Annotated in this window: 23 protein-coding genes and 1 pseudogene; 16 read left to right on the top strand and 8 right to left on the bottom strand. The window is 64.5% G+C overall.

What is annotated here, in order from left to right:
* Positions 1 to 3: 3 nt before the first annotated feature.
* The 14 genes and pseudogenes from BFN03_RS07085 to BFN03_RS07150 all read left to right on the top strand — a co-directional run.
* Positions 4 to 948: pseudogene (locus tag BFN03_RS07085) on the top strand (ADP-ribosylglycohydrolase family protein); the annotation flags it as partial.
* Positions 949 to 1,394: 446 nt separating this feature from the next.
* A complete protein-coding gene (locus BFN03_RS20935) occupies positions 1,395 to 2,339 on the top strand; it encodes an O-acetyl-ADP-ribose deacetylase (protein WP_084385749.1) in 945 nt (314 codons plus the stop codon).
* Between the two features lie 267 nt (positions 2,340 to 2,606).
* Positions 2,607 to 3,605, top strand: coding sequence for an O-acetyl-ADP-ribose deacetylase (locus BFN03_RS21015; protein WP_084385527.1), 999 nt, complete (start codon positions 2,607 to 2,609; stop codon positions 3,603 to 3,605).
* A 74-nt stretch (positions 3,606 to 3,679) separates the two neighbouring features.
* Positions 3,680 to 4,123 (top strand): phosphatase domain-containing protein, encoded by a 444-nt coding sequence (locus tag BFN03_RS07100; RefSeq protein WP_070378427.1) that lies wholly within the window; start codon positions 3,680 to 3,682, stop codon positions 4,121 to 4,123.
* Between the two features lie 179 nt (positions 4,124 to 4,302).
* Positions 4,303 to 4,596 (top strand): hypothetical protein, encoded by a 294-nt coding sequence (locus tag BFN03_RS07105; protein ID WP_157109571.1) that lies wholly within the window; start codon positions 4,303 to 4,305, stop codon positions 4,594 to 4,596.
* Positions 4,593 to 5,606 carry a WXG100 family type VII secretion target gene (locus tag BFN03_RS07110; RefSeq protein ID WP_070378429.1) on the top strand — a complete coding sequence of 338 codons (1,014 nt, stop codon included), beginning with the start codon at positions 4,593 to 4,595 and terminating at the stop codon, positions 5,604 to 5,606. Before BFN03_RS07105 ends, BFN03_RS07110 begins: the two co-directional genes overlap by 4 nt.
* 37 nt (positions 5,607 to 5,643) lie before the next feature.
* The gene (locus BFN03_RS07115; RefSeq protein WP_070378430.1) at positions 5,644 to 6,603 is read left to right on the top strand and encodes a hypothetical protein; all 960 of its coding nucleotides are present in this window, start codon (positions 5,644 to 5,646) and stop codon (positions 6,601 to 6,603) included.
* Positions 6,596 to 7,141 carry an LpqN/LpqT family lipoprotein gene (locus BFN03_RS07120; protein WP_070378431.1) on the top strand — a complete coding sequence of 182 codons (546 nt, stop codon included), beginning with the start codon at positions 6,596 to 6,598 and terminating at the stop codon, positions 7,139 to 7,141. The genes BFN03_RS07115 and BFN03_RS07120 overlap by 8 nt, the downstream gene beginning before the upstream one ends.
* 241 nt (positions 7,142 to 7,382) lie before the next feature.
* Positions 7,383 to 9,053: a hypothetical protein gene (locus BFN03_RS07125; RefSeq protein ID WP_070378432.1), complete on the top strand. Its 1,671-nt coding sequence runs from the start codon at positions 7,383 to 7,385 to the stop codon at positions 9,051 to 9,053.
* Positions 9,054 to 9,685: 632 nt separating this feature from the next.
* A complete protein-coding gene (locus BFN03_RS07130; RefSeq protein ID WP_070378433.1) occupies positions 9,686 to 10,735 on the top strand; it encodes a LacI family DNA-binding transcriptional regulator in 1,050 nt (349 codons plus the stop codon).
* Between the two features lie 70 nt (positions 10,736 to 10,805).
* Positions 10,806 to 12,425 (top strand): acyl CoA:acetate/3-ketoacid CoA transferase, encoded by a 1,620-nt coding sequence (locus BFN03_RS07135; RefSeq protein ID WP_070378434.1) that lies wholly within the window; start codon positions 10,806 to 10,808, stop codon positions 12,423 to 12,425.
* Between the two features lie 29 nt (positions 12,426 to 12,454).
* Positions 12,455 to 13,258, top strand: a complete 804-nt coding sequence (locus BFN03_RS07140; RefSeq protein ID WP_070380691.1) for an enoyl-CoA hydratase/isomerase family protein — start codon at positions 12,455 to 12,457, stop codon at positions 13,256 to 13,258.
* A 53-nt stretch (positions 13,259 to 13,311) separates the two neighbouring features.
* Positions 13,312 to 14,820: an MFS transporter gene (locus tag BFN03_RS07145; RefSeq protein ID WP_084385529.1), complete on the top strand. Its 1,509-nt coding sequence runs from the start codon at positions 13,312 to 13,314 to the stop codon at positions 14,818 to 14,820.
* Positions 14,821 to 14,933: 113 nt separating this feature from the next.
* The gene (locus BFN03_RS07150) at positions 14,934 to 15,899 is read left to right on the top strand and encodes a LacI family DNA-binding transcriptional regulator (protein ID WP_070378435.1); all 966 of its coding nucleotides are present in this window, start codon (positions 14,934 to 14,936) and stop codon (positions 15,897 to 15,899) included.
* Between the two features lie 8 nt (positions 15,900 to 15,907).
* On the opposite strand, the gene BFN03_RS07155 is transcribed toward BFN03_RS07150, so the two are convergent.
* On the bottom strand, positions 15,908 to 17,065 hold the full coding sequence (locus BFN03_RS07155; protein WP_070378436.1) for a dihydrodipicolinate synthase family protein: 1,158 nt from the start codon (positions 17,063 to 17,065) through the stop codon (positions 15,908 to 15,910).
* 154 nt (positions 17,066 to 17,219) lie between these two features.
* On the opposite strand from BFN03_RS07155, the gene BFN03_RS07160 reads away from it, so the two are divergent.
* Positions 17,220 to 17,978: an SDR family NAD(P)-dependent oxidoreductase gene (locus tag BFN03_RS07160; RefSeq protein WP_070378437.1), complete on the top strand. Its 759-nt coding sequence runs from the start codon at positions 17,220 to 17,222 to the stop codon at positions 17,976 to 17,978.
* Positions 17,979 to 18,000: 22 nt separating this feature from the next.
* Positions 18,001 to 19,131 (top strand): glycerate kinase, encoded by a 1,131-nt coding sequence (locus BFN03_RS07165; protein ID WP_070378438.1) that lies wholly within the window; start codon positions 18,001 to 18,003, stop codon positions 19,129 to 19,131.
* 84 nt (positions 19,132 to 19,215) lie between these two features.
* On the opposite strand, the gene BFN03_RS07170 is transcribed toward BFN03_RS07165, so the two are convergent.
* The 7 genes from BFN03_RS07170 to BFN03_RS07200 form a co-directional block, all read right to left on the bottom strand.
* Entirely contained in the window at positions 19,216 to 19,701 is a 486-nt protein-coding gene (locus BFN03_RS07170) for a DUF3558 family protein (RefSeq protein ID WP_198163410.1), read from the bottom strand.
* 50 nt (positions 19,702 to 19,751) lie between these two features.
* Positions 19,752 to 20,204, bottom strand: coding sequence for a hypothetical protein (locus BFN03_RS07175; protein WP_232320455.1), 453 nt, complete (start codon positions 20,202 to 20,204; stop codon positions 19,752 to 19,754).
* Between the two features lie 28 nt (positions 20,205 to 20,232).
* Positions 20,233 to 20,985 (bottom strand): ESX secretion-associated protein EspG, encoded by a 753-nt coding sequence (locus BFN03_RS07180; protein ID WP_232320457.1) that lies wholly within the window; start codon positions 20,983 to 20,985, stop codon positions 20,233 to 20,235.
* Between the two features lie 2 nt (positions 20,986 to 20,987).
* Positions 20,988 to 22,079 (bottom strand): hypothetical protein, encoded by a 1,092-nt coding sequence (locus tag BFN03_RS07185; protein ID WP_070378441.1) that lies wholly within the window; start codon positions 22,077 to 22,079, stop codon positions 20,988 to 20,990.
* A 155-nt stretch (positions 22,080 to 22,234) separates the two neighbouring features.
* Positions 22,235 to 23,218: an NYN domain-containing protein gene (locus BFN03_RS07190; protein ID WP_084385531.1), complete on the bottom strand. Its 984-nt coding sequence runs from the start codon at positions 23,216 to 23,218 to the stop codon at positions 22,235 to 22,237.
* Positions 23,219 to 23,320: 102 nt separating this feature from the next.
* On the bottom strand, positions 23,321 to 23,659 hold the full coding sequence (locus BFN03_RS07195) for a hypothetical protein (protein ID WP_157109573.1): 339 nt from the start codon (positions 23,657 to 23,659) through the stop codon (positions 23,321 to 23,323).
* 96 nt (positions 23,660 to 23,755) lie between these two features.
* Complete coding sequence (locus BFN03_RS07200) at positions 23,756 to 25,126, bottom strand: FAD-binding oxidoreductase (protein WP_070378443.1); 1,371 nt, start codon at positions 25,124 to 25,126, stop codon at positions 23,756 to 23,758.
* Between the last annotated feature and the right edge of the window lie 27 nt (positions 25,127 to 25,153).

Below are 25,153 nucleotides of genomic sequence, written 5' to 3' on the forward strand. Positions count from 1 at the left end.
TCTGTGAGGTTGTCCGAGGAACGAACCGACCGTGGCGCGGGAGTGCTCCTCGCGACCGCGGCCGGTGATGCGCTCGGTGCCGGCTACGAGTTCACGACGCCGGGTCCCGATGTGGCGATCGAGATGATCGGTGGAGGAATCGGTTCGTTCGCCCCAGGTGAGTGGACCGACGATACGTCGATGGCGATCGCGATTGCGGAGGTTGCCACGACCGGCGTCGACATATCCGGTGGCCCGGGGTTGGATGCGGTTGCGGCGCAGTTTGTTCGGTGGTATGAGTCGGGGCCGCCCGACATTGGGATCCAGACGTCGGCAGTTCTGTCGAACCGGCCCGCGTCGGCTGACGAGATGCGGCAGATCGCCTGGGCTCTTCCGGGGCGCAAGGGAGGCAACGGGTTGCTCATGCGGACCGCCCCGGTCGCGCTGGCCTACCTCGGCGACGTTGACGGGTGTCTGCGGGCGGCGCGGGCGATCAGTTTGCTCACCCATCACGACGAACGTGCTGTCGAGGCGTGTGAGATGTGGACCTACGCTATCCGTCACGCAGTTTTACACGGCACGTTCGACGGTGTACGCGAATACCTCGCGGAGGCCACGGCGTCGGCGCGTGAGTACTGGGCGCCTCAACTCGACCTCGCCGAACGGGGCGCACCGGCGGACTTCCCGAACAACGGATGGGTTGTCCATGCGCTGCTGACCGCGTGGTGGGCCATCACCACCACGGACGCGTCGGGGCCCGAGCACCTCGAGCAGGCACTGGAGCGGGCGGTGCGTGCCGGTCACGACACCGATACGACTGCAGCGATTGCCGGAGGGCTACTCGGGGCGCGGTGGGGTGCATCGGCGGTCCCGGCGCGCTGGCGCCGGATGTTGCACGGCTGGCCCGGCTACCGTGCGGAGGATCTGGTGCGTCTGGGTGTGCGCACGGCGTGGGGAGGCGACGATCGCGAGGGGTGGCCGTCGTCGCCCACCGTCGACTACGGGCGCTACGACACCGGACGCCGCGCGGTGCACCTGCATGACGACGGCGTCGTTCTGGGGGGAGCGGACCTACTAGTCGACGACCGGTTCGACGCCGTTGTCAGCCTGTGCCGCACCGGTACCGCCCCGGTCGCCGGTGAGCACATTCCGTTCTGGCTGATCGATGCCGGCGAGGAACGCAACCCGAATCTCGAATTCGTCATCGGCGATGCCGCCCGAACCGTGCTGCGATTGCGGCAGCAGGGGCTGACCGTAGCGCTGCACTGCGTCGAGGGACGCAGCCGCACCCCCGCGGTGGCTGCGCGTTATTCGATGCTGTTGGGGCACAACCCCGATGACCTTCTCGAAGCAATGCCCTGGGCGCGCCCGAACCCGCGGCTGTGGAAGGTCGCCACCACACCGAAGGAGTCCGCATGACCGTCATCGAAATCGCACACGGTGACATCACCCGGCAGAGGGTGGACGCCATCGTCAACACCGCCAACTCGTCGCTACTCGGCGGCGATGGGGTGGCCGGCGCAATCCACCAAGGTGGGGGACCGGCGATCCTCGAGGCGTGCCGGACCCTTCGGGCCACGTCGTTGCCTGACGGGCTCGCCGAGGGCGCAGCCGTTGCGACGACGGCGGGAGAGCTGCATGCGACGTGGGTGATCCATACTGTCGGGCCACGGTATTCGTCGAGCGAGGACCGCAGCGAGGTGCTGCAGTCGTGCTACCGGCGCAGCCTCGCTATCGCCGACGAACTCGGCGCCGAGACGGTCGCGCTCCCGCTCATCTCTTCGGGCAGGTGGCCGAAGAGGGACGCCGTGACGCAGGCCGTCGCCGCCATTCGGGCCGCGCGGACGAACGTCCGCGTCGTGAAATTCGTCGTGTACGACCGTGCAGTTGCCGATCTCCTGCGCCGCGCGGTCGACCTGTTCAGGCCGTTCACGCCCTCGGTCGAGGGCCGGCCCGCCGTCGGCCCGCTCAGCGAGCGACGCGACGCGCCATCGACCGCGCTGACAGTCGACCAGACCGAGGACGATGAGGACGATCCGGGCCTCCCGCCGGCCCTGATGGCACTGATCCACCTCGATCCGGGCGGGCACGGATTGCTCACTGCGCACGAGGTCGCGACGGTGTGTGGCCATGACCGGGACGCAGTCCTCGAGTATTTGAAGATCACGCAGGAACGAGAGATTGAGTGGCGGAAGTCCGCGGAAACAGCAATCGGTGAGGGTGATTTGGAGGAAGCCGATGCGTGTGAGTACGAGTTGCGGGCCTGGGCGCGGACGTATCAATCGCTGCGGTCGGCACTGCGGGTGATCGCCCTACCTGATGCCACACGGGCCGCGGCCAAGCAATCACCGGCGCCGTGACACCATGCGCCCGGCGCTGCGCCCAGACGACGACGGCGCGATCATGGCTGGTCACGAATTCTGGGTGGTCCTGGACGACGCCGCCCGCACCATGCCGCGATTGCGGTAGCAGGGGCTGACGGTGGTGATGTACTGCGTCGAAAGACGCAGCTGTACCCCCGCACCGTTCTCGATGCTGCTGGGGCGCAATGAACGACACAGAGGCGATCGGCTGGACTCGCCCGAACCCGCGGCTGTGGAAGGTCGCTACCACACAAAGGAGTACGCATGACCGTCATCGAAATCGTGCGCGGTGACATCACCCGGCAGAGGGTGGACGCGATCGTCAACGCCGCTAACTCGTCGCTACTCGACGGCGGCGGTGGGGTGGACGGCGTAATCCAACGGCGCGGGGGACCGGCCATCCTCGAGGAGTGCCGGACCCTACGGACCACGACGTTGCCGAATGGGCTCGCCGAGGGAGCGGCCGTTGCGACGACGGCGGGAGAACTGCCCGCGAAGTGGGTGATTCACACCGTTGGGCCCCGGTACTCCCGGCAGGAGGACCGCAGCGAGGTGCTGCAGTCGTGCTACCGGCGTAGCCTCGCCGTCGCCGATAAACTCGGCGCCGAGACGGTCGCGTTCCCGCTCATCTCGTCGGGTACGTTCCGGTGGCCGAAGGGTGATGCCGTGACGCAGGCCGTTGCCGCCGTCCGAGCCGCTCGGACGAATGTCCGCGTCGTGAAGTTCGTCGCGTACGACCGTGAGGTCGCCGACCTCTTGCATCGCGCGGTCGGCCGGTTCAGCGTTCGCAACCCCAACGTCGGCAACCGGGCGCCCGACAGCCCTCTCCGCAATAGAGACGATGTGCCGTCGAGTACACCGACGTACGCCGGCAGCCGAGACGATGCGGAGGATGAGAACGAACAGGATTTTCCGCCGGCCCTGTCGACACTGGTCCACCTCGACTCGGAGGGGTACGGATCGCTCACTGCGCATGAGGTTGCGTCGGTGTGCGGCCACGACCGCGACGCGGTCCTCGACTACCTGCAGATCACGAAGGAACAGGAGATCGTCTGGCTCGAGTCCGCGGAAACAGCTCGCGGCAAGGGTGATTCGGAGGAAGCCGACGTGTGTGAAATCGAGGCGCGGGCCTGGGCACAGACGTATGAGTCACTGCGGTCGGCATTGTGGCTGATCGTGCTACCGGACGTAACGCGTGAGGCGCCGGTCGCGGCCAAGCACTCACCGACGTCTCGGCTCTTGCCGAGGATGCGCCCCGAGTAGATCAACGGGACGTCGTCGTCCCCCACTGCTCCAGAGGAACGTTTTCGACCGGCGGTAGATCAAGGAAACACCATATGACACAGAGCCCTGCGCGGACCGTGGTCTTCGACATGGACGGCACGCTGGTCGATACCCGCTCGATCGTGCATCACCTGTTCGAGGAGCCCCGCAACTACGACGACTTCTACACGTTCGGCGAGTTCTGCCCGCCAAACAAGTCCGTCCTCGCGATGGCAGAGGGGTTGCATGAGCGCGGATACGAGGTCGTCATCGTCACCGGTAGGGACGGGGCGTGGGTCGGTCAGACCGAACGCTGGCTCGCCAAGCACTTCCCCCAGCACGCCGGACTGTACATGCGCCGGAAAGGTGATCGGCGTCCGGGGCATGTCGTAAAGGAGGAGATCCTGATCGAACTGCTCGAGGCCTGCAAAGAGATTCTTTTCGCCGCCGATGACGATCCGAGCATCCTCGAGATGTGGGAGCGCAACGGCATCAACACGATCCACGTAACCCGATAGGGAGCGACCGTGAGTGGACCGGAAGGATCCCTGGCAGACCATTCCTTCCATGTCTTCCCCACTCGGACGTGCACGAGAGCGCGTAGCCCTCTGGATTTTTGAGTCTGGGCCCGACCTCCAGTGCGTTGGGCGTGCTGCTAGGTTGTCCGCCGGGGTGACCGATCCGAGGGGGCTGTTGATTGAACGTTGATGTCGAGATGCTGCGGGGGTTCGCGGACGCGGTGAGCGGGGTTTCCGAATCGATTGCCGGGATCGACGTGAGTTCCCCGTTCGCGGATTCTGAGGTGGCGTTGCCGGGAACCGAGTTCGCGAAGGTCTGCGTGGCCGGCGTCCAGGAGACTTCCGCGGCGTTGAGGAACCTGCACCTCCGGCTGACAGAGGTGTCAGAAATCGCAAAGGGCACAGCAGGAAAGTACGAGGTGTCCGAGACCGACTTCACCGGCATGTTGCGTGCCATGGATGTTCCGTCGTGAGCCCGACCGTTCCCGAGGTGATCCGGTGGACGCCCGAATCGCTGCGAGCGACCGCCGAGAGCATCGATCGGATCGCCGTCGACCTCGACGAACGATTCGCGGGCCTGATGATCGAGCAGGATGCGCTCGCCGAAACGTGGAGCGGCGCCGCGGCCAACGCCGCGGCCATGCGCGTGGTTCAGGAAAAATCGTTGGGCAGCGCAGTGGCAGGTGCCCTGGCGGATGTCGCCGAACAGTATCGGGGTGCGGCCGGAATCGTCGACGGTGCGCGGTCGCATCTGGTGTCCGTCGTTTCCGACGCGCGCGGACGCGGGTTCAACGTTGAGGACGACGGTTGGGTCGACCCGGCTGGGCTCATTGCCTGGCTGGTCCTAGCCCCGGAGCACACCCGCGACGCCGCCCGGTTGCGGATCGAGAAGGAAGCCGCCGAGCTCACCCTCGTCGTTGTGGATGCACTCCGACAGGCGCGCGACGCCGCCGTCGACGCCGCCAACCGCATCCAGGGCGCAATCGACGCACTGCAGCAGGCGGGGCAGGCCGCGGTGCCTGGCAATGTCGTCGACCACGGTGACGGAGGGTTCACCATGGTGCCCGACTGGCCGTCGACCATCGCCGCATCCACGATCGGGGTGATGACCGACAAGACCGGCAAGGCTCTAGAAAGTGCCGCAAAAGCTTCCGCGGCCGCCTATACCGACGATGTGGCACGGAACATCGGGCGGGGCCTCGGCCCGCTCGGTGCCGTCGTCGGTACCGTGCCCGCCATCGTGAACGACATCAAAGGTGGCATGGATCCGACCAAGGCCATCGTGTCCGAAAGCGCGGGATCGGCGGTTGGGTTAGGTGTAGGCATGGGGCTCAGCTCAGTCGCCAGCTATGCGGTGGCAGGATCCGCCCTCGGATCGGTAGTTCCAGGCGCAGGCACGGCCGCAGGTCTGGTTGTCGGTGCCGCCTTTGGGGCTCTCGCTACGTGGGGTGTGTCAAAGGGGATTCAAGCGGCGTGGGATTAGGAACCGCTCGCCTGTACAAGCTCTCGAGGAGATTGGAATGACTGATATCGATCCCGACTCTGTCACACCGCTGCGAACGCCTCTACCCGACACTGGGCTACCGTGGCGCTGGCCCCAGCCCTTGAAAATCAGCTGGCTGGTATACACCGCTTTCATAGTCGGTATTGCTGCGGTGATGGTGGTTGCTGTGATCAAGGCCGTCGACGATGACGAGCCCGGGTTGGTCGTCGGATTCGTCTCGCTCATGGTCATGCTCGGATTGACTTCCATCGGCATGTTGGGAAAGTCCGGATTCCGATCAATCGGATTGCCGAGCAGAATCATCCCCTGCGATGGCGACCGATTCGGCAAAGGCATTCAGGTCCCCAAGGAACGTCTCGAGCACGCGATACTGATCACCGCCCTTCTTGGTGCCGCGACCGCTGGCCTGACGACCGCACTCGTCTGGTACCTCGGGATCGGCGAAACCCTATTGCCCTTTGGGCGCGAAACGAACTCGGGGGCCAACTACATGGGGATCTGCGGTGGGGTCGCATTGATCGCTGCCCTGTTCCTCCTCGCCATTCGCCTGCCGACTACCGTCAGCATCTACCCGACCGGTGTCCGTCGTCGCGTCCGACAATGGCGGGGACTCTCCTTCAGGACTTACGACGCCTTCCTTCCGTGGGACGACATCGCCCAAATCTCGGCCGATGAATTGGTCGTCGGTGGTGGATGGAGTGAAACTGGCAGGCCCCGCATCAAACTGAAGTCAGCGACGCCCGTCCCTGTCGACCAGCAACTGCACTTCGATGCTGAGAACGAAATCACCCTGATGGCCTATCAACTCGTTGGCGAGCCGAATACCCTGCTCTCCCTGCTCTTATTCCTGAAGGACAATCCCGACCAGCGCGGCATCGTTGCCGGTCCCGACGCCCGTGAACTCCTCACGCCGCCACCCTTGCGCGAACGATTCCGGGTCGCCCGGCTGGCAAAGAAGGGGGCGCTTGATGCCTGAACGCCCCATCGGGTCGGACACGATGACCGTGAAGGAGTACCTCGACGCCCAACAGGTGACGTGCACGCCGAGCCAACCGGACGCCGCTGCCCCTGTGTCCGTGACGATTCCGCAACTGCCCGGTTGGGAACTCGCCCCACCCGAAGCAGTGCCTGGCGCCTACACGGTCCTCGCCAATCCCACGAACACCTCCGAGAATTGGTGCCCCAATGCCGTGCTCCTGCACGGTGAACTCTCCGCGCCTGTTGATGCCGAGCAACTGTTGACCTGTGCCTTCACCGACTCCCGGCGCCTTCCGGACTGGCGCGAAAACGAGTCGAATCGCGTTCCGTATCAGGGCCACCCATCGGCGTTTGTCCGGGGCGTCTACATCGCCGAACAATGGACTGTGTCCGCCACCACCCGGTACGTAGTAGTCACCCATGGCTCGCGGCAATTCATGACACAGCTGACGGTGACCACCCTGCTCGACCAGGCCGACGACCTCGAGGTCGACGTCACCGTCATCAACGTGGGACTGACCATCACCACCAGTTAAATCTTGCCTTGCAGGAAGCCATGCCTGGAGAGTCTGGCGATAGCCGGTTCCTTCTCGCGATGGTTGTCGTACTTCTCCATGCAGGTGGGAGACACAGCTGAGGAGATATCGGCGGAGGCGGGAGTCCGGGGAGAGCGGAGGGGAGTGGTTGGCGACCGTGAGGTATTCGCACCGACGTGTCGGTTCGGTGGTGTAACTTTCTGTCGACTGCGACACCGCAAATCGGGGGAGAGGTGGGAACGTGACGATCGATGATGAGGCTCCCGGCGCAGGTGAACGGGGGGAGATCGCCGATCTCGGCGATCTTGTGGTGGGAGATCTGATTCGTATCGACGGAATTGGTTGGCGCACACTCGTCGTGGGTCGACCGCAGCGGTACACCGATTCGTCCGGCGCGACGTTTCATGTCGTCGAGGTTGTCTTCGGCAATCAGCGTCCGAGCCGGATCATTCTGGACGCCGATTCCTTTGTGTGCCGTGTCCCGTTCCGCGGGAGCCGATACGAGCTCGAGTTCGATGTGCCTCGAGGCGATCGACGGCGGATCAGCGCACGGTTGAACGGGCGCAGGGTCGGGGAGGTGTCATGGCGTGAGAGCGACGGGGTCGTCGTGGGCATCTCGCCGGGCAGTCCACACGATCCACTGCGACGACTACTGATCTCGCGCGCCGAGGAATCGTGCCCAATCCTGCAGGTGCCGAACCCGGCGTTGCGCTGGACCCCCGATCCAGGTGATCTTGTTCCAGGTGATCTGATACTGCTCCGTGGGGTGAGACTGGTTGTGGGCTGCCCACAGTCGTACACTGATCCGGACGGTCGGAGGTTCTGGACCGTTGCTACTGAGTGCGATAGAGGGAGATTAGCGACACTGGTTCTCGATGCGGGAACGCAGTGGAACCGGAAGCTGTTCGACTCCAGTCATTATCGCTTCGAGGTGCGGAGCCGCGGCGAAGGGCTGAGGACAGCGCGGGCTGTGGCCAGTGCAGGCTCGGAGACCACTGCCGGTGAGGTGACCTGGTGGTCGGGAAACGGTTCGATCCACGGAATCAGGCCTGCGAACCCGCTGCACCCATTGCACCGGCTGCTGACGGAGTGGGTGGGTGAGCAGCCTCTACTCACACCGGACACTGACCCAGACGGGCTCGGGGATGGAGATGTGGTGCTCAGTGCGGGGCGGCAGGTAATCATCACTGGCCGTCAGGTTCGTGGCAGTACGGATCGGCAACAGAAGTTTGGTGTCGCGGTCTACCCCGTGGTGTTCGCAGATACGGGGGAAGTGTCGACGATTGCGTTGGACCTGACGGTCCCGGTGGTACGGGAGGTGTTCGACCCGAGCAGCATTCGCTTCGAGATCTCCGAGGGGAACCGCGACGAACGCACCATCGTTGCGCTCTTAGCGACGGGCGCGCGGCTCGGTACGGTGACCTGGCGGGAGGTGAATGGCGCGGTGACACACATTGAGCCGGACCATCCACGGAATCCGGTGCACCGGTTGCTGTTCGACCGGGCAAAGCAGCTGTGTCCCACGTTGCGCGGCCCGATGCCGCGGATGCCGGCGCACGACAACCCGGTCGAGAGGATCGCGGCGCGGCAGGAATTTGTGTCGTCTCTCGACGCGGGGCCGGACATCCTCGGTGCGCACTACATGACCGAGGGCACCGTGGACGGGCCGTGGAATCTGCCACCGGATGAGCGTGATGCCCTGCGGGCGGCGTGGAAATGGTGCAGGACCCAGCTGTACGTGGTGTTCTCGTTCAACGGGGAATCCGGTACAAACGTCTACACGCCGCTGGCGTGGGCGGTGCCGGAGGAGGCTCTATACCTCCCGGATGTCGCGTACGAAGGAGCGTTGGGGCGGCACCTCGAGTTGGTTCAGCGTGCCGCGGAACTCCCTTTACCCGAGTATCTCGACTGACGCTGTGCCCGGCGCGCGATCCGGGCCAGGACTCGGTACCGCGGACGTCCAGGCACTTCAACTCGTATGGCTTGTTCGACTGCAACCTGGGGTGCGGCACGATCACGCCCGCCACAAGAGCGGAAATCGCCACTCGTGTACTTCGGCCGGAGCATCCTCTCCTCGATGAGGCCGGCATCCTCGTCGTGCTGCATGTCCCACAGGCTTCCACTCGGTGCGCCTGTGGAGCCGGATTCCACGTACAGCATCGCCGTCAGCTACGACGCCGCCTCGTCTGCCAGGAGCTTCACGCGGGTGTCAGTAGCGGGGGTGTGTCCGTCTTCCCCGCTCACAGCCCAGTGCGGTAATGAACTCGGGGTGTTGCTCCACACACCCCGAAAGTTCGGCGACGGACAGCACCTGCGGCGTGCTGGTCGCGGTGGCCAGAGACTTATCTGCAGGGCGGTCAAGCAACCAATCCTTCAGCACTTGGCTTATGGATCGATCCAAGACAAATCTGTAGACGGATCCGCCAAAAGCGGACCCAGCTGTCACAAAGCGCAGTGAACAGGCAATTTAGCCCTTGGATCGATCCAAATTCTGCGCTATCGTGGGCGGAGTGCTGGTCACGGAGTAGGAAGCAGGCACAGGTCATGAAGCGAGTCACCCTGAGTGATGTCAGCCAGCATGCCGGTGTGTCTCGCTCGACGGCCTCGCTCGTGCTCAACAACAGCGCAAGTGTCGCGCCGGAAACCAGTCGGCGCGTCCGCGAGTCGATGAAGGCGCTCGGTTACGTCTACAACCGTCATGCGGCAATGCTTCGCAACCCGAGGTCGATGACTTTGGGGTTGGTCGTCACCGAAGTGCAGAACCCCTACTTCGCGGAACTCGCAATGACGCTCGAGGATGTCGCCGATGGCAGCGATTATGCGGTGTTCGTCGGCTACAGTCGGGACGACCCAGCGCGACAACGTCGATTGCTCGGCCGGTTCGTCGAGCGGAGCATCGACGGACTGATCCTCTTGCCGGCGAGCGATACTCGCGCCGACGAGATCGATGACCTACTCGCCACATCGGCAATGCCCCTGGTCCTTCTGGCGCGTCATTTCGACCTCAGTCATGACTACGTCGGCGCCGACAACGTCGAAGCAGGCCGCCTGCTCGGTGAGCATCTTCGAGAGATGGGCGTTCGAACGGTCGCCATGGTCGGCGGGCCGCAGCACACATCGGCCCGCCGCGAACGTGAGGAAGGTTTCCATGCAGCGATCGCGGGCGCGGAGATGTCCATTGTTCCCCCGGATGGCCTGTTTGGGGAGGCGACTCCCGGTGGCGGTGCCGAAGCCACCCGGCGGTTGCTCGACCGGGGAACGATCCCGGATGCAATCGTGGCCTACAGCGATATCGTCGCGGTCGGAGTTTATGCGGAGTTGAGCCGTCGAGGGCTCGAGCCGGGCCGAGACATCGCGGTTGGCGGATTCGACGACATCGCCGGTTCCGCTCATCGCACGCCACCGCTGACCACAGTCGCAACCTTCCCGACGGAAATCGGGCAAAAGTGCGGGAAACTGATTCTCGAGCGCATACGCCAGTCGCTGATCAGTCGCGGCCGTGCTGTCCGCGATTCGCGTCCGCACACCCACGATCTTGTTACGCCCGCGCTGCGGGTGCGCGGCTCCACAGCCGCGTGGCGGCCTCGCCGCTGACATCCGTCCGTCCGAGGACACGAAAACTAAATCACGCCAAGTGAGTAAGCGCTTACAGTTTGGAGTCGACTTGCATATCCCACGAGTTCTCACCCCGCGTCAGGCGGCCGATCTCGTCCATGACGGCGACGTCATCACCGTCAGCTCTTCGTCGGGTCTCGGATGCCCGGACGCGGTACTCGCCGGCCTGGGGCAGCGGTACGAGGAAACGAACTCGCCCGCCGGGCTGACCAGCGTGCATCCCATCGCCGCGGGTGACATGTGGGGTATCAAGGGCATCGATCACATCGCCCGGCCGGGGCAGCTCGCCCGCGTCGTTGCCGGTTCGTTCCCGTCCGGCCCGTCGTCCGCAGAGCCGCCCAGAATTTGGCAGATGATCGAGAACAACGAGGTCGAGGCGTACAACTTTCCGTCCGGAATCCTGTACCAACAGCACCGCGCTGCAGCGGCCAAGCAGCCCGGTGTCCTGTCCAAGGTCGGGCTGGACACCTTCGTCGACCCACGAATCGGGGCCGGTCGGATGAATGCGATCACACCCGACGCCCTTGTTCGAGTTCACGAGCTCGACGGTCAGGAGTGGCTGTTCTACGAGGCGCTGGTACCGAACGTCGCGATCATCCGCGCCACCACCGCCGACACCCACGGCAATCTGACCTTCGAGGAAGAGGCGTCTCCGCTCGGCGCACTCGATCTCGCCTATGCCGCCCACAACAACGGCGGTGTGGTCATCGCGCAGGTGAAGTACCTCGCCGAAGGCGGAAGCCTGGACCCACGGGCAGTGCACGTCCCGGGCATCCTCGTCGATGCCCTCGTGCTCGCCCCGGAGCAGCTGCAGACCACGCATACGCAATACGACCCCGCCCTTTCCGGTGGGCTACGACGACCGCTGAGCACCATCGAGCCGGTGCCCTTCACGTTGGAGAAGGTCATGGCGCGCCGCGCCGCAGCCGAACTGCAGTCCGGCGAAATCGCGAATCTCGGCTTCGGTGTATCAGCCTTGGTGCCGCACGTCCTCGTCGAGGAGGGGCTTGCCAACGCGGTGTCCTGGGTGATCGAGCAGGGACCGGTGGGTGGTGTTCCATTGCTCGATTTCGTCTTCGGAGTCGCGCAGAATCCCGATGCGATCATGCAGAGCTCCGATCAGTTCACCCTCCTCCAGGGCGGTGGGTTCGAGCACTCGCTGCTCTCGTTCCTCGAGATCGACCGCCACGGCAACGTCAACGTTCACAGCCTGCCCAAGCGTCGGCACGTCACTGCGGGAGTCGGCGGATTCGTCGACATAACGTCCTCGGCGCCGTCGATCGTGTTCGTCGGCTCCTTCACCGCCGGGCGCCGCGACATCGCAATAGAGGACGGCCGCCTCGACATCCGGACCGACGGCGCTCACACCAAGTTCGTGAAGGCGGTCGACTCTCCGACCTTCTCCGGCCGGCGCGCTCTCGCCAACGGTCAGAAGGTCCTCTATGTCACCGAACGCGCGGTTCTCGAGCTGAGGCCGGAAGGTTTGACGGTCACCGAGATCGCCCCCGGCGTCGATCTGCAGCGCGACGTGCTGGGCAGGTCCGAGTTCGAACTCCTCGTCGACCCCAACCTGAGAACGATGCGCGGCGAGCTGTTTTCGCCGAAGCTGCAGAACCTACAGCTCGCGCCGATGCCCGAGCATCCACGGGTGCGGGCACTTCAGCCATGACGAACACCACTACGACCGAGGCCCCTCCCGTGAACACTTCTCACCCATCCAGCGATGCCGGGCAGATCACCGTCACGCATACCCGTGACGGCCGTGTCGCGATCGTGCTGATCGATCGCGCCAGAAAACTCAACGCATTGACACTCGAACTGCTCGACGATCTCTACTCCGAGTTGCGGACCATCGATCACTCCGATACGCAGATCGTCCTGATTGCCACAGCCGGGGAAAAGGCGTTTTGCGTTGGCGCGGACATCGCCCAGTTCTCTCGTTTCAACCCCGCACAAATGTGGAGACGCTGGATCAGCGAGGGGCACAGGGTCTTCAACTACCTCGCACAACTGCGGCAGCCGACGATCGCGGTGGTCGACGGCATCGCATTCGGTGGCGGTCTCGAACTCGCGCTGGCCTGTGACCTGCGGATCGGTGCGAGTACCGCACGTCTGGGGTTGCCGGAGACCGGCCTGGGCACGATCCCCGGCTGGGGAGGCACCGAACGCCTCACGCATGTTGTCGGGGCCGCTCGCGCCAAGGAGATGATATTCACCCGCCGTCAGGTGCCTTCCGACGTGGCACTGGACTGGGGGCTGCTGAACGCCGTTTCCGAGCGCAGCGCGCTCGGCGACACGGTCGCCGAGTTCATCGATCGAATACTCGAAGGCGCCCCCGCCGCAGTGCAGGTGAGCAAACAACTCGTCGACGCTGCAGCCGCCGGTGCTCCCTCTGCCATCCTCGAGGCGCTCGGCAGCGGATTCGCCGCAGGAACAGACGATTTCACTGCTGGTGTCACCGCCTTCCGCAACAAGACCACGCCGGCATTCACCGGCACCTGACTTCCAACCTCTCATTCCGACCCTTCCCAGATCCCCTATCGCATTGGCAGACCATGACTCTCGACTCTCCCCATTTGGGCGACGGCGTTGAACACACCCAAGCGACGGCCGACGACCAACCCCAGGTAACGACCACAGACCTTCGCAGGGCCGCATGGGGCGCCTCCGCCGGCAGCGCTCTCGAGTACTACGACTTCGCGCTCTACAGCCTCGCGGCGGCGTTGGTATTCGGCCCGCTGTTCTTCCCCAGCGACAACCCGTCGACCGGATTGGTACTCAGCTTCGCCACCTACTTCATCGGCTTCGCGGTGCGCCCCTTGGGCGGCATCTTCTTCGGCCGACTCGGCGACCGGTTGGGACGCAAGTTCGTGCTGATGGCCACCATCATCCTGATGGGTGTCGCCAGCACCGGAATCGGCCTTCTGCCGACGTACCACGGCAGCGAAGGCGACTGGTACTCCGGTGGGGTAGGCATGCTGGCGCCGCTCATGTTGATCGCACTGCGCATTTGCCAGGGCCTGGGCGCCGGCGCCGAGATGGCTGGAGCGTCGATTCTGATGACGGAGTACGCCCCGAAGAACAGGCGTGGGTTCTTTGCCTCGCTGCCCTTCCTCGGAGTGCAGGTCGGAACCGTCGTGGCCGCACTGGTGTACTTTCTCGTCTACTTCGGGGACGGACAGATCACCGACACCTGGCTCTGGCGGGTTCCCTTCCTGGCCAGTGTGGTCATCCTCGGCGTGGCGATGTATCTGCGCCTCAATCTGAAGGAGTCGCCCACGTTCAGGAAGCTCGAAGCCAAGCATCAGATCGACGATCGTCCCTTGCGGCATTTGCTCGAGCATTCGCGCCCGTCGCTGCTGCGCGGAATCGGCCTACGGGTCGCCGAGAACGGCTCCTCGTCGATGTATCAGGCGCTTGCGGTCGCCTACGTCACCAGCGCCGCGGTCGGTGTCACGGGCCCCATCGGCGCACTGTCGTTGGTCTTCGCCGCTGCGCTGGGAGCCATCGTCGTTCCGATCGCAGGAAAACTCACCGACCGGTACGGGCGAGTCAGGACATACCGCGCCTTCGCATACTTCCAGTTGGTATCGGCGTTCCCGATCTGGTGGGCGCTCTCGAAGGGCAGTGTGGTGCTGACGATTGTCGTCATCTCACTCGGCCTCGGAATCGGGACCTGGGGCATGTTCGGCGCCCAAAGCGCTTTCCTCAGTGAACTCTTCGGATCCCGGCAACGCTATCTCGGCGTGTCCGTTGCCAGAGAGGTATCCGCCGTGCTGTCCGGAGGCCTCGCCCCACTGATCGGGGCATGGATCATCGCGATGGTCGTCGCGTCGGATGGAGGCGCGGGTGTTCCGGGCGCAGGCCTCGGCGCATGGGTCTTCATCGCCGGATACCTATGCATCCTGACCTTGATCACGATCGGAACCACCTACATCACACCGGACCCGGGCAACAGGGACCTCGACGATCCGCGAGATGCGCTTGCCGTATCGCGGCCGAGACAGCGAGGGGCTGACGTAGAAGGCGGCCGGTCCGTCGGAGCAGGAAGCGATATTCTGTAAGCGGTTGCATCGTGATTCCGAGATGGCAGCGTTTTCAGGTGGGGGAGTCGGCAGGAGGCGGATAGTTGAGCGAAGCGCGAACAACCTCGGGTACTCGGCGCCCGACCATTTCAATGGTCGCCGAGGCTGCTGGTGTGTCGACCGCAACCGTGTCTCGCGTGATGAGCGGAAACCCCGCCGTGAGCCCGGAGTTGGCTGCACGGGTCCATGCCGCTGCCGAGGAGATGGCGTACCGGCCGAGTGGAGCGGCGCGGGGTCTGGCACTGGGTTCGCTGCGGAACGTGGGAGTCATCGTTCCCGACCTTGCGAACGCCTACTTCCTCGAAGTGGTGAAGCAGATGCACCATGGTGGACGCGCCGACGGGTACCGGATGCTCGTGGCCGATTATTCGGCGGCTGCGGACGACGAATACGCGACCGCTGTCGACTTACTCGGCCAGGTCGACGGATTGATACTGCTGTCCTCACGGATTCCGGTCTCGGGACTGAAGGATCTGGCTGCGCAGTCGACTCCGGTCGTTCTGGTGAACAGGGTCGAGCTCGGGGTCGATCTGCCCATGGTCGCGGTCGATAATTTCACGGCGATGATGGAACTGTGTGGTCATCTGGCCGAACTGGGGCATCGCCGGGTTGTGTACATCGCAGGCTCGGACCTGTCGTGGCAGAACCGCGAACGGTGGCGGGCCGTCGAAATGGCGAGAGTGCTTGGTATTGAAGCGTTCAAGGTTGACTCGGATGGGTCGATCGAGGGCGGCTTCAGCGTGACAGAGAGCGCGCTCGGCCACGAACCCACCGCATTGATTTGCTTCAACGATCTGACGGCGGTCGGGGTGATCTCGAAGCTGCGCGAGCTCGGGGTGCGTGTGCCCGAGGATATCTCGGTGACCGGATTCGACGACGTCGAGTTGGCAGGTCACATTGCTCCACGCTTGACTACCGTGCTCAGTCCGAAGATTCAGCTCGGCGATCAAGCATGGCGGCTGCTTCAGGAGGCGCTGCGCAGCGAACCCGGTACTCTTGTGCCCCTGCTTCCCGCGAAGGTGGTCATCCGGGATTCGACGGGTACTGTCCGAGACTGACCGGCATGTCAGCCGATGCCGTGCACCGCGAAGTACGCCGCCGCGCGACCGGCAGTGAAGTCAGGGTCGGGGAACAGGCCGATTGCATTGGCTGCCCGGACGAGATCTGCTAGGTGAAGCAGGCTTCGTCCGGCTTCGAAGCCGCCGATCATTCGAAAATGGTTCTGCCTGCCCGTGAGGTAGGCGAGCCATGCGACACCGACCTTGTAGTACTGCGTGGGTGAAGCGAAGAGCAGGCGACTCAGGGGCTCGGTGGGCCCCAGCACGCTCTTGAACCCGTCGACATCGTCGGCGTCGAGGCGGGCGAAGGCCGCCGATGCGAACGGTCCGACAGCGGCGAATGCGCCTAGGAGGGCATCGCTGGCATGGGTTCCGTCCCCGGCAATGAGGTCGACGTAGTTGTAATCGTCACCTGTGAACACACGGACCCCGGCCGGCATGCGGCGCCGTAGTCCGATCTCGAGAGCCTGATCGAGAACCGACACCTTGATTCCACGCACCTTGATCCGATGAGCGTCGATGATTTCCATAACGGTGTCCGTTGCGGCAGAGGGATCTTCGACACCCCAGTACCCGGCGAGGGCGGGATCGAACACCGCGCCGAGCCAGTGCAGGATGACCGGACGCCGGGCGGCCGAGAGGACTGCGTCATACACCTTGCGATAGTCGTCTGGTCCGGTCGCGGCTCGGGCGAGGTGCCTGCTGGCCATCATGACGACGTCGCCGCCGCTCGATTCGATTGCGTCGATCTGCTCGACGTACGCGTCGCGAATCTCTGCGAGAGAAGGCCGTTCGGATGTGAGCTGATCTGTGCCCACACCAACGACGACCCTGCCGCCCACGGACTTTGCCTCGGCGAGGGTGCGAACGGCAAGTTCCTTGGCAGCACTCCACTCCAGGCCCATGCCGCGCTGAGCGGTGTCCATCGATTCGGCCACACCAAGTCCGAGTGACCACAGGTCCCGGCGCAACCGCAGCGTCGCCTCCCAGTCGATCTGATCCGGGACGTTCTCGGCCGAGGCGCGCAATGGGTCAGCTACGACATGGGAAGCCGCGTAGACCTCGCGACTGGTCGGCGGGGTTGCCCGGGTGTCGAGCTTCGCCGGCTCACCGAGAACCAGGTGGGTGACCGTGCTGTTCGCGTCGGGAAGAGCTAACGATGACATGAGACTTCCTGTAAGCGCTTTCTTGCGTCGTCGCAAGCCAGCATATACGGTGACGATCTACGGCGCTATGACCCGTTTGTTTGGGTCAATCTCTGTGAGAAAGCAGTTTCACGGGCGGTCGTGGCGCAGCTCGTCCGGGGCCGAAGGGAGTCCAGTGAGTGCAACAGCACAAATCGTGGTGGCAGGCCAGTTGACTCGGAAGGTCGCGCTGGTGACGGGCGCGGCCGGCGGGATCGGGTCATCGATCGCTCGGACGCTCGGCGCGCACGGCGCGACCGTGATCGGCGTCGATGCGGATCCGCAGGTGACCGAGGTGATGAGTCGGTTCGGTGGCGTGGGCCTGTGTGGGGACCTGAGGGATCCAGACTTCAGTGCCTCCGCGGTGGACCTTGCGCTCGAGACCGACGGTCGCCTCGACATCTTGGTCAATGCGGCAGGAATTCAACTGCGCACGGCAGCCGTCGATGTCGAAGACGATGGATGGGAACGTCTGGTGGATGTGAATCTCTCGGCTGTGTACCGGCTGACCCGACAGGCGACGAAATCGCTCATCGCAACACGGGGAAGTGTCGTCAACATCGCGTCGCTCTCGGCGGACCGAGCAGTGCCCGGCATCGTCCCCTACGGTGCGACCAAAGCCGCACTGACCCAACTGGGTAAGGGGCTTGCCGTTGAACTCGGACCGCAGGGGGTCCGGGTGAACACGATTGCCCCGGGTTACGTCGAAACGCCGATGACTGCGGAGATTCTCGATCAACAGGCGATCCGCGACGAAAAGCTGAGCCGAATCCCGCTGCAGCGGTTCGCGGACGGCGATGACGTCGCTGACGTCGTCCTCTTCCTCGTCTCCGATGCTGCCCGCTACGTGACCGGTGTCGTGCTGCCTGTCGATGGGGGCTATTCGATCACATGAGCAGTACGGCGCCGATCCCCTGATGACGTCCACTGACCGCGCCGACTCGACAAAGACGAGGCCATTGCGGGTGGTGATCGCTCCGGATTCGTTCAAGGGCTCACTCGATGCGACTTCTTTGTCCGCCGAACTGGCGACCGGGTGGGCGACTGTCCGCCCGCGGGATCAACTCGTCCTACTGCCACAGGCAGACGGTGGAGAGGGCACTCTCACCGCGATTGCATCGTGCCATCCGGAGGCAGTGTGGCATGAGATTGCTGATGTGTGTGGGCCCGACGGCCGAATGGTGCCCGGGCGGTGGCTGAGCCTCGATGACGGCACCGCCGTCGTCGAACTCGCGCAGATGAGTGGACTTCCGCTCATGCGCGCCCTTGACCCTGCACACGCGACCGCAGCGGGTCTCGGGCAGGTAATCAACGCCGCTCTCGACGCCGGCGCTACAGCGCTGGTGGTCGGGCTGGGTGGGTCGGCCTCGACTGACGGCGGTGCAGGGGCACTCGTGTCCATGGGCGCCCGACTTCTGGACTCGCACGGTGACGAACTAGGGATTGGTGGCGCAGCCCTGGCTCAGCTACACACGGTCGACGTCACGGGACTGCGTTCTGTTCCTCACGGTGGCGTAGAGCTGCTGACAGACACCACCGTAACGCTCTGTGGGAGAGAGGGAGCCGCATACATCTACGGACCGCAGAAGGGGGCAGATGAGGAGATGTGCCGGCTCCTCGACGACGCCCTGAAAAGGTTCGCGACGAACCTGCAGGCCGTACTTCCCGGTCAACCTGACGAGGCCGGCGCCGGCGCCGCAGGTGGAACCGGCTTCGGTCTATCCGCGTGGGGAGGGAAACTCGTGCCTGGTGCGGCCCGCATCGCCGACCTCACCGGTCTGACCGAAGAGTTCGAACGTGCGGATGTCGTTGTGACCGGCGAAGGCCGCTTCGACGACTCCTCGCTGACCGGAAAGCTCGTCGGATCTGTTCTTCAACGATGTGCTCACGTGGGAACCCGATCGGTTGTCGTCGCGGGCCAACTGGCAATCGCCCCGCCGGACTGCGGCGTATCCCTCACCGAACTGGCAGGATCACCCGATCGTGCCATGGTTGAACCGGCGTACTGGGCGCGTCGCGCTGGGTCAGTGGCCGCCAGGCTGCTGTGAGCAGGTTGCGATCTCAACCATGGCGAGCACGCTGACGACGGACCCGAAGATCCGGCTCGGACCCTTCGCGCCGGTGTGGCAGGGTCACAGGTGCTCTGGGAACCAGGGTGACAGGTCTTGGGTGACTCTCAGTGCCAACTGGCACGCCTGGTCGGCGGTTTCGATGACAACCTGCTTGTAGCCGACCATGATCTCGAGAACGGCGGTGTCGAAGTCGACCGACGCTACACAAGCCAGGCCGCGAGGGAAGTCGTTGAGGAGAGTGCGGTGCCCGGCGATCTTAGTGTCCTCGACCAGGGTGAGGCGGTCGTCGTTCGCGGTTTTCGACAAGGAGATGGCGTTTGACGACACCACCACTCCTGAGTACGGATCGTCCGAACTGAATGAGCACGACCACCTCTGGAACGGCTCTTCTCGATTGTCGAACTTCACCGGCTCGCCGTCGTCGATCCCGGCGGCGGCCCGGGCGTCGGTGCCGAATCCGTCGCAGGGGTGGAACGTCAACCGTGGTAGCGGTTCTGCGACGGACTCCTCGGCAGGGGAGTTGCCGCATCCGGTCAGTAATGTCACAACCGCGATTGCAGCCGCCGCGGCGGTACGGGAATGCCTGCGTCGCACTATCACAGAACGCCTCCGATCTGGCCAAGTGCACTGGCCGTGATGCCTTCTTGTTCCTCGTAGGCCCTCAGCACAGCTTCGAAAGTCGCTTTCATGTCGAGTGCGTAACGTTCGTGGGATAAGAGCAATCCGACTGCGGAGCTTTCGTAGGCAATCTTCCCGCCTCCGACAGCCTTGTCGTTGAACTTCTGGATCAGCAGCCGGGCCGATTCCAACTCATGTTCGCCGATTCCCAGGGACTCGATCCACAGTTCTTCCCTGGCCCGCTCGGCCATTCTCCGCATGTTCTTGGCGTGCTCGTCACACATTGTGATGCACCGACGCAGCCCCTCCGGATCGACACGCAGTGATCCTTCGCTCAGGGCCGCTGCGGTGATCCGGTTCCATTCCGTGCTCTGCGGGACGGGGTTCTGGTCCGGTTCGGGTACCGGCTGTGGTGTCTCCGGATTTGTCATGGGTGCCCCTCGTTGCGTATTTCGTTCGTTACCAACGGTGCTCGGCCATTTCACGCTGCATACGGAGTCCCTCACCGATCAGGGAAGTCAGCGTGCGCACCAGCAATTCAGGGCCAGCCGCTGCTGCGGCGTTCGGGTCGCGGGGGCCGACGAGGTACCGTCCGTCGCCTGCGATGTCGATCCACCGCATCGTGCTCAGTTCGCCGCGCACGTGCCGCGGACCCTGTAGGACTCGGATCGTGCCGCTGCCGGCGTAGGCCTTCCGCATGGCGTTTTCGAGTTTGGGGGCGGCGGATGCGGCGCCGGCGCTGCGGAGAACGCCCTGCGAGAAGTAGTCGGGCTCAGGCTCATCACGGCGCGCGAAGGTGCGTCGTCCGGCGGCGTTCTGCGGGATCAATCCGATCAACAGTGAGGCCAGATCGTCGGTGATGCCCGCACCCAGCACGACGTCACCACCCACGGCGGGTGTCGCGCCGGGCTGCTGCACCGCGATCGCGCACCACCGCTGTAGTTGCGCACCGATGATCCTGATCGGCGCCTCGTCGACTGTCTGGCCGACGACTTCCACGAACACCTCGGGTTCGGCGAGGACGTTCACTGCAGCGCGCACATTCTGACGATCGTCAGCAGCGAAGGCTTCCCGGATCTGGTTCTGCTCGTGCTCGAAAGCGTTGTAGGTGCGGGCTGGGCTGATCAGGCTGAACGGGAAGGGAGGCCGATCGTGTCCGGTGGCCGCCCACAATGCCCCGAACTGCTCGCCACGTAACTGCCAGTTGCGCATGTTCATGCTCCGATCACCGGAGGAGCCACAGCAGGGAACTTGCCGATCAGTTCGTTCCCGTTGTCGAGGGTCACCAGGTAGCCAGGTGTCTTGTGTTCCTTGTCGCCGTCGCCGCCGCTGCGGGCTCCAGGCGCGCCCATCATGCCGCCGCCCATCATCCCGGGTCCCCGCACACCCGCACCGGAGAGTCCACCGGCCCTGACCCCGGCAGCACCTCCCGCACCCGGCATGGCGCCGGGGGCCCTTCCGGCGAACCCCCCACCTGCGGCGGCCACGCCGCCGCCGACTCCGCCTCCGCCACCACCGATGCCGGGATTGCTACCAAGCCGGGATGCGTCGCCCGACGTAGGCATACCCGAGGGCACCGGGCTCCCTGTGGCGGATGCGGCCGTCGTGGATGCTGGACTGTCCCCCGAGCCCGGGGGCGGACCGGTCTGGCCCCAGCCAGGCTCATCGTCGCCCTGACCGTATTCGGGCGATGAGACCGGTGCAGTGCCCGGACGGCCCGGGCCACCACCGTGACCATCGGGAGAAGATCCCGTGCGTGGCACCGTCGAATCGGGGGGCTTGACAACGTCTTCGAGTTGGTCGAACACGGGAACTTCTCTGTCGGTGTCTTGCACACCGGGGCGGTAGATGTTGTTCATCGCGTCGAGTGCCTCGCCGTGGCGGCGGTAGTACTCTTGGTCCGCATTCGAGAGCCAGGGGGTCAGGTTGTCGTACCAGTTCAGGCCCTGAACCTCCGGTACCGCCCCCGACTTGAGCTGGGTTGCCGCCTGGTAGATCGGATCGAGCGCGTTCGCCACCCCCTGGAGCTGTGACCTCGTCGGATCTGCGCTTCTCGCGTAGTCGCTCGCGTTGCTGTCCGCGTTGCTCGCCGCCTGTCCTTGCCAACTGGTGGCTATCTCTCGCCGGATCCCGTCGACGAAGGCGCCGATCGTCGTGGAAGCGTCCTCACCGAGCGAACGCCACGTGCTCTGCACCTGCTCGATGGTCGCCGGAGACATCGACTGGGCGAGGTCGTACAACCTCTCAGGGGTCCACTCGTCGCCCTGGAAGTACTCCGGATCCGGGACATAGATCAGCTCGTTCAAAAATCCCCCCTCGACACGACGCGGCCTGCACCCGCCTCGACCCATATGACGCGCCGACACCATATCCGGTTCCAACCACGCGAGTAGCACCGGCCGTTCGCAGCATGGGTGCGCTCTACGTGATGCTGCCGGTATCTCGTTTCGCCAAGTCTGGCTCAGTCGTCGTACTTCTCCCAGAAGCGCGTACGCAACTGGTGCCGGATCCTCTCGTCCAGGTCGTACCTATCCATCGCGTCGGAGGCGTCGAGCAGGAGCGCGCGGTCGATGTCGCGGGGGATCGACGGCCGTGCACGCTGGAGTTCGAGTTTGTCGTCATAGCTGGCGCTCTCCCGAAAAGAGGCCAGGACCCGCGCCACGACCTCGTCGATCAAGTGGTCTTGCTCGTCGTCTTCGTCGTACCCCGGCAGTACCTGAGCCGGGGATCCGGTCGAGACACTGTAGGCGAGCACGTTCGTCTGGCGCTGCGCAGTCGAACCTTGCGGAATAGCCGCGAGGTCGAGGGGAGTGCGCACGGCCGACTTTGCGTGCGCGACGGCGGGACGTGCCGGCGTAGGCGTCGGTTCTGGTGTGATCGGCTCAGGTGCTGGTTGGCGATCGACCTTCATGACCGCGGCATCGACTGCGGCACCGTCGATGTAGTCGAGCTCGTCGGCGGCCCGTATCAGGTGCCTGCTCACGCCATGTGGCTTGCCGCTAGCGCTTGGCACGGCAAGCAGCACGACTTGGACGCCGTGTACCTGTGCCTCTTCGACTGCTTCGGTGAGGTCGTCGTCGCCCGAGACGAGGAAGAACACGTCGGCTGCTCTATTGCGTGCGTGGGCCACGAGGTCGAGTCCGATGCGAAGATCGACCCCCTTCTGCTCGCCGTTGACGCCGAATCGCCCCAGGCGGAGCTTGACTTTGGGGAGCTCGCCGATGCGCTCCTGCTGTGCGTCGGGGACGCCGTTCTTTGCCGAGTCGTACCAATGCACCCGGAGCACCGGCAGGCCCGATCGGGCTTCTGCCGCGTCGACCAGTGAACTGATCAGCGTGGAGTAGTCGACGTAGATCCCGCCGCGTAGCGAGGTGCCGGTGACGCGTGTCGCGGCTGAGGCGAGTAGGTATCCGGCATCGATGTAGAGAGAGCAGGTCGTCCGCATGCGCTCACTATGACACGCCGGCTGACGTAGGCGTCACAGCCAGCGCTTGCTGCGCCCGCGACAGCCAAACCAAATGTGCTGGCCCATAATTCACTGGACGCGCTAGTTGCTCTTTGGGTACACGCGGATCTTGGTCGGCGGTTCGTCACAGTCGAGCCGCTCGCTGCAGGATTCGAGACCGATGAAGTCATCTCCGTCGACGTACGTGTACGTCGTTGCGATGAGCTGTCCACTCGAATTGTAGGCGGAGACAAATATCTGGAGATCGGTGTCGATACCGCCGTTCGGGGATACGACGTCGAAGTTGACTCGGACTTCGTTGGCGTACTCGTCTTCCTTGAAGACTGCGTACATTGCCTCGAGTGTGATTCCGAATCGGTCCTCGAGCGCCCCCATTCGCTCGACTCGATCAGACAGATCGAGAGTCTTCGATCGGCTCATATCGCCTCCCCGCTCCTGATTTCCCAGCACGACCAGTTGGTTGCTGATCTGCGGCGGTTCGAGCAACAGATAGCCGACAGACAGTAACAGCTGAGGTCAGGCGAGCACCGCGCCGGGATTGAGAATCCCCAAGGGATCCAGCGCCGCCTTGATCCGTCGGTTCAACTCCATGACATCCGCGCCGAGTTGTCTTGGCAGCCAGTCCCGCTTGAGTCGTCCGATGCCGTGTTCGCCGGTGATGGTGCCGTCCAACGCAATGACGAGTTCCATGACGCGGTTGAAGGCTACGTGGGCCCGTTCGGTTGCGTCGGGGTCGGTGGAGTCGAAGACGATGAGGGGGTGGGCATTGCCGTCTCCGGCGTGCGCGACGGTGGCGATGAGGATGTTGCAGTCCTCGGAGATCGCTTCGATACCGGTGATGAGCGAGGGCAGCTGCCGCATCGGGACTCCGACGTCCTCGAGGAGCACACTGCCCAACGCCATCGTAGCGGGCAGCACGGATCGTCTTGCGGCAGTGAAGGCCTCGCCCTCCTCGGCATTATCGGTGTCGAATACCTCGGTGGCGCCATGTGTTTCGCAGGCGCCGACGATGGTCTCGATCTCGCGGGTACCGGCTGCGCCGGGGGAGTCGGATTGGGCGAGCAGCAGTGCGCGTGCATTACGGTCCAGACCCATGCGGACGGTGTCCTCGACGGCGTTGATACTTGCTTGGTCCATGAATTCGAGCATCGCGGGACGAATCTGGCTCGTGATCATGAGGATGGCGTCGGCGGCGGACTCGACCGACCTGAAGGATGCGACCACGGTCGACGCCGACGGTTGCGGCGGGATGAGGCGCAGCGTCAGTTCGGTGATGATCCCGAGCGTCCCTTCGCTGCCGACGAACAGTTTCGTCAACGACAGTCCGGCGACATCTTTGAGCAGCGGCCCGCCGAGACGCACGGCGCTGCCATCGGCGAGGACCACCTGCATCCCGAGAATGTAGTCGGTGGTCACGCCGTATTTGACGCAGCACAACCCACCCGCGTTGGTGGCGGCGTTGCCGCCGATCGAGCAGATGTCGACCGACGACGGGTCCGGTGGATACCAGAGTCCGTGTTCTGCGGCGGCCTTCTTCACCTCGGCGTTGAGCAGCCCGGGTTGGGCGACCGCGACCCGGGCGATCGGATCGACGCTGACCGCTCGCATCCGTTCGGTACTCAGGACGATGCCCCCGTCGACGGCGCTCGACCCGCCGGTCAACCCCGTGCCTGTGCCGCGCGGCACCACGGGCACCCGATGCTGCGACGCCCAGCGCATCACGGCCTGCACGTCCTCGGTGCAGGTTGCGCGGACCACCGCGACAGGGGTGCCTGCACCCGGGTCGGCCGCCCAGTCCTGGCGGTATCCGGCGGTGATGTCCGGATCGGTCACAACCGCGCCGTCGGGCAGCACGGCTTCGAGTTGATCCAGAATCACCGCCGTCATGCGTCTATCATGCCGCCGTATACCGAA

The organism is Rhodococcus sp. WMMA185, assembly GCF_001767395.1.
Classification (GTDB): domain Bacteria; phylum Actinomycetota; class Actinomycetes; order Mycobacteriales; family Mycobacteriaceae; genus Rhodococcus_F.

Coding starts and splice junctions, on each gene's coding strand:
- BFN03_RS20935 (WP_084385749.1), top strand. CDS start 1,395: ATGACCGTCATCGAAATCGCACACGGTGACATCACCCGGCAGAGGGTG.
- BFN03_RS21015 (WP_084385527.1), top strand. CDS start 2,607: ATGACCGTCATCGAAATCGTGCGCGGTGACATCACCCGGCAGAGGGTG.
- BFN03_RS07100 (WP_070378427.1), top strand. CDS start 3,680: ATGACACAGAGCCCTGCGCGGACCGTGGTCTTCGACATGGACGGCACG.
- BFN03_RS07115 (WP_070378430.1), top strand. CDS start 5,644: ATGACTGATATCGATCCCGACTCTGTCACACCGCTGCGAACGCCTCTA.
- BFN03_RS07120 (WP_070378431.1), top strand. CDS start 6,596: ATGCCTGAACGCCCCATCGGGTCGGACACGATGACCGTGAAGGAGTAC.
- BFN03_RS07130 (WP_070378433.1), top strand. CDS start 9,686: ATGAAGCGAGTCACCCTGAGTGATGTCAGCCAGCATGCCGGTGTGTCT.
- BFN03_RS07145 (WP_084385529.1), top strand. CDS start 13,312: ATGACTCTCGACTCTCCCCATTTGGGCGACGGCGTTGAACACACCCAA.
- BFN03_RS07150 (WP_070378435.1), top strand. CDS start 14,934: ATGGTCGCCGAGGCTGCTGGTGTGTCGACCGCAACCGTGTCTCGCGTG.
- BFN03_RS07155 (WP_070378436.1), bottom strand. CDS start 17,065: ATGTCATCGTTAGCTCTTCCCGACGCGAACAGCACGGTCACCCACCTG.
- BFN03_RS07165 (WP_070378438.1), top strand. CDS start 18,001: ATGACGTCCACTGACCGCGCCGACTCGACAAAGACGAGGCCATTGCGG.
- BFN03_RS07175 (WP_232320455.1), bottom strand. CDS start 20,204: ATGACAAATCCGGAGACACCACAGCCGGTACCCGAACCGGACCAGAAC.
- BFN03_RS07180 (WP_232320457.1), bottom strand. CDS start 20,985: ATGCGCAACTGGCAGTTACGTGGCGAGCAGTTCGGGGCATTGTGGGCG.
- BFN03_RS07190 (WP_084385531.1), bottom strand. CDS start 23,218: ATGCGGACGACCTGCTCTCTCTACATCGATGCCGGATACCTACTCGCC.
- BFN03_RS07195 (WP_157109573.1), bottom strand. CDS start 23,659: ATGAGCCGATCGAAGACTCTCGATCTGTCTGATCGAGTCGAGCGAATG.
- BFN03_RS07200 (WP_070378443.1), bottom strand. CDS start 25,126: ATGACGGCGGTGATTCTGGATCAACTCGAAGCCGTGCTGCCCGACGGC.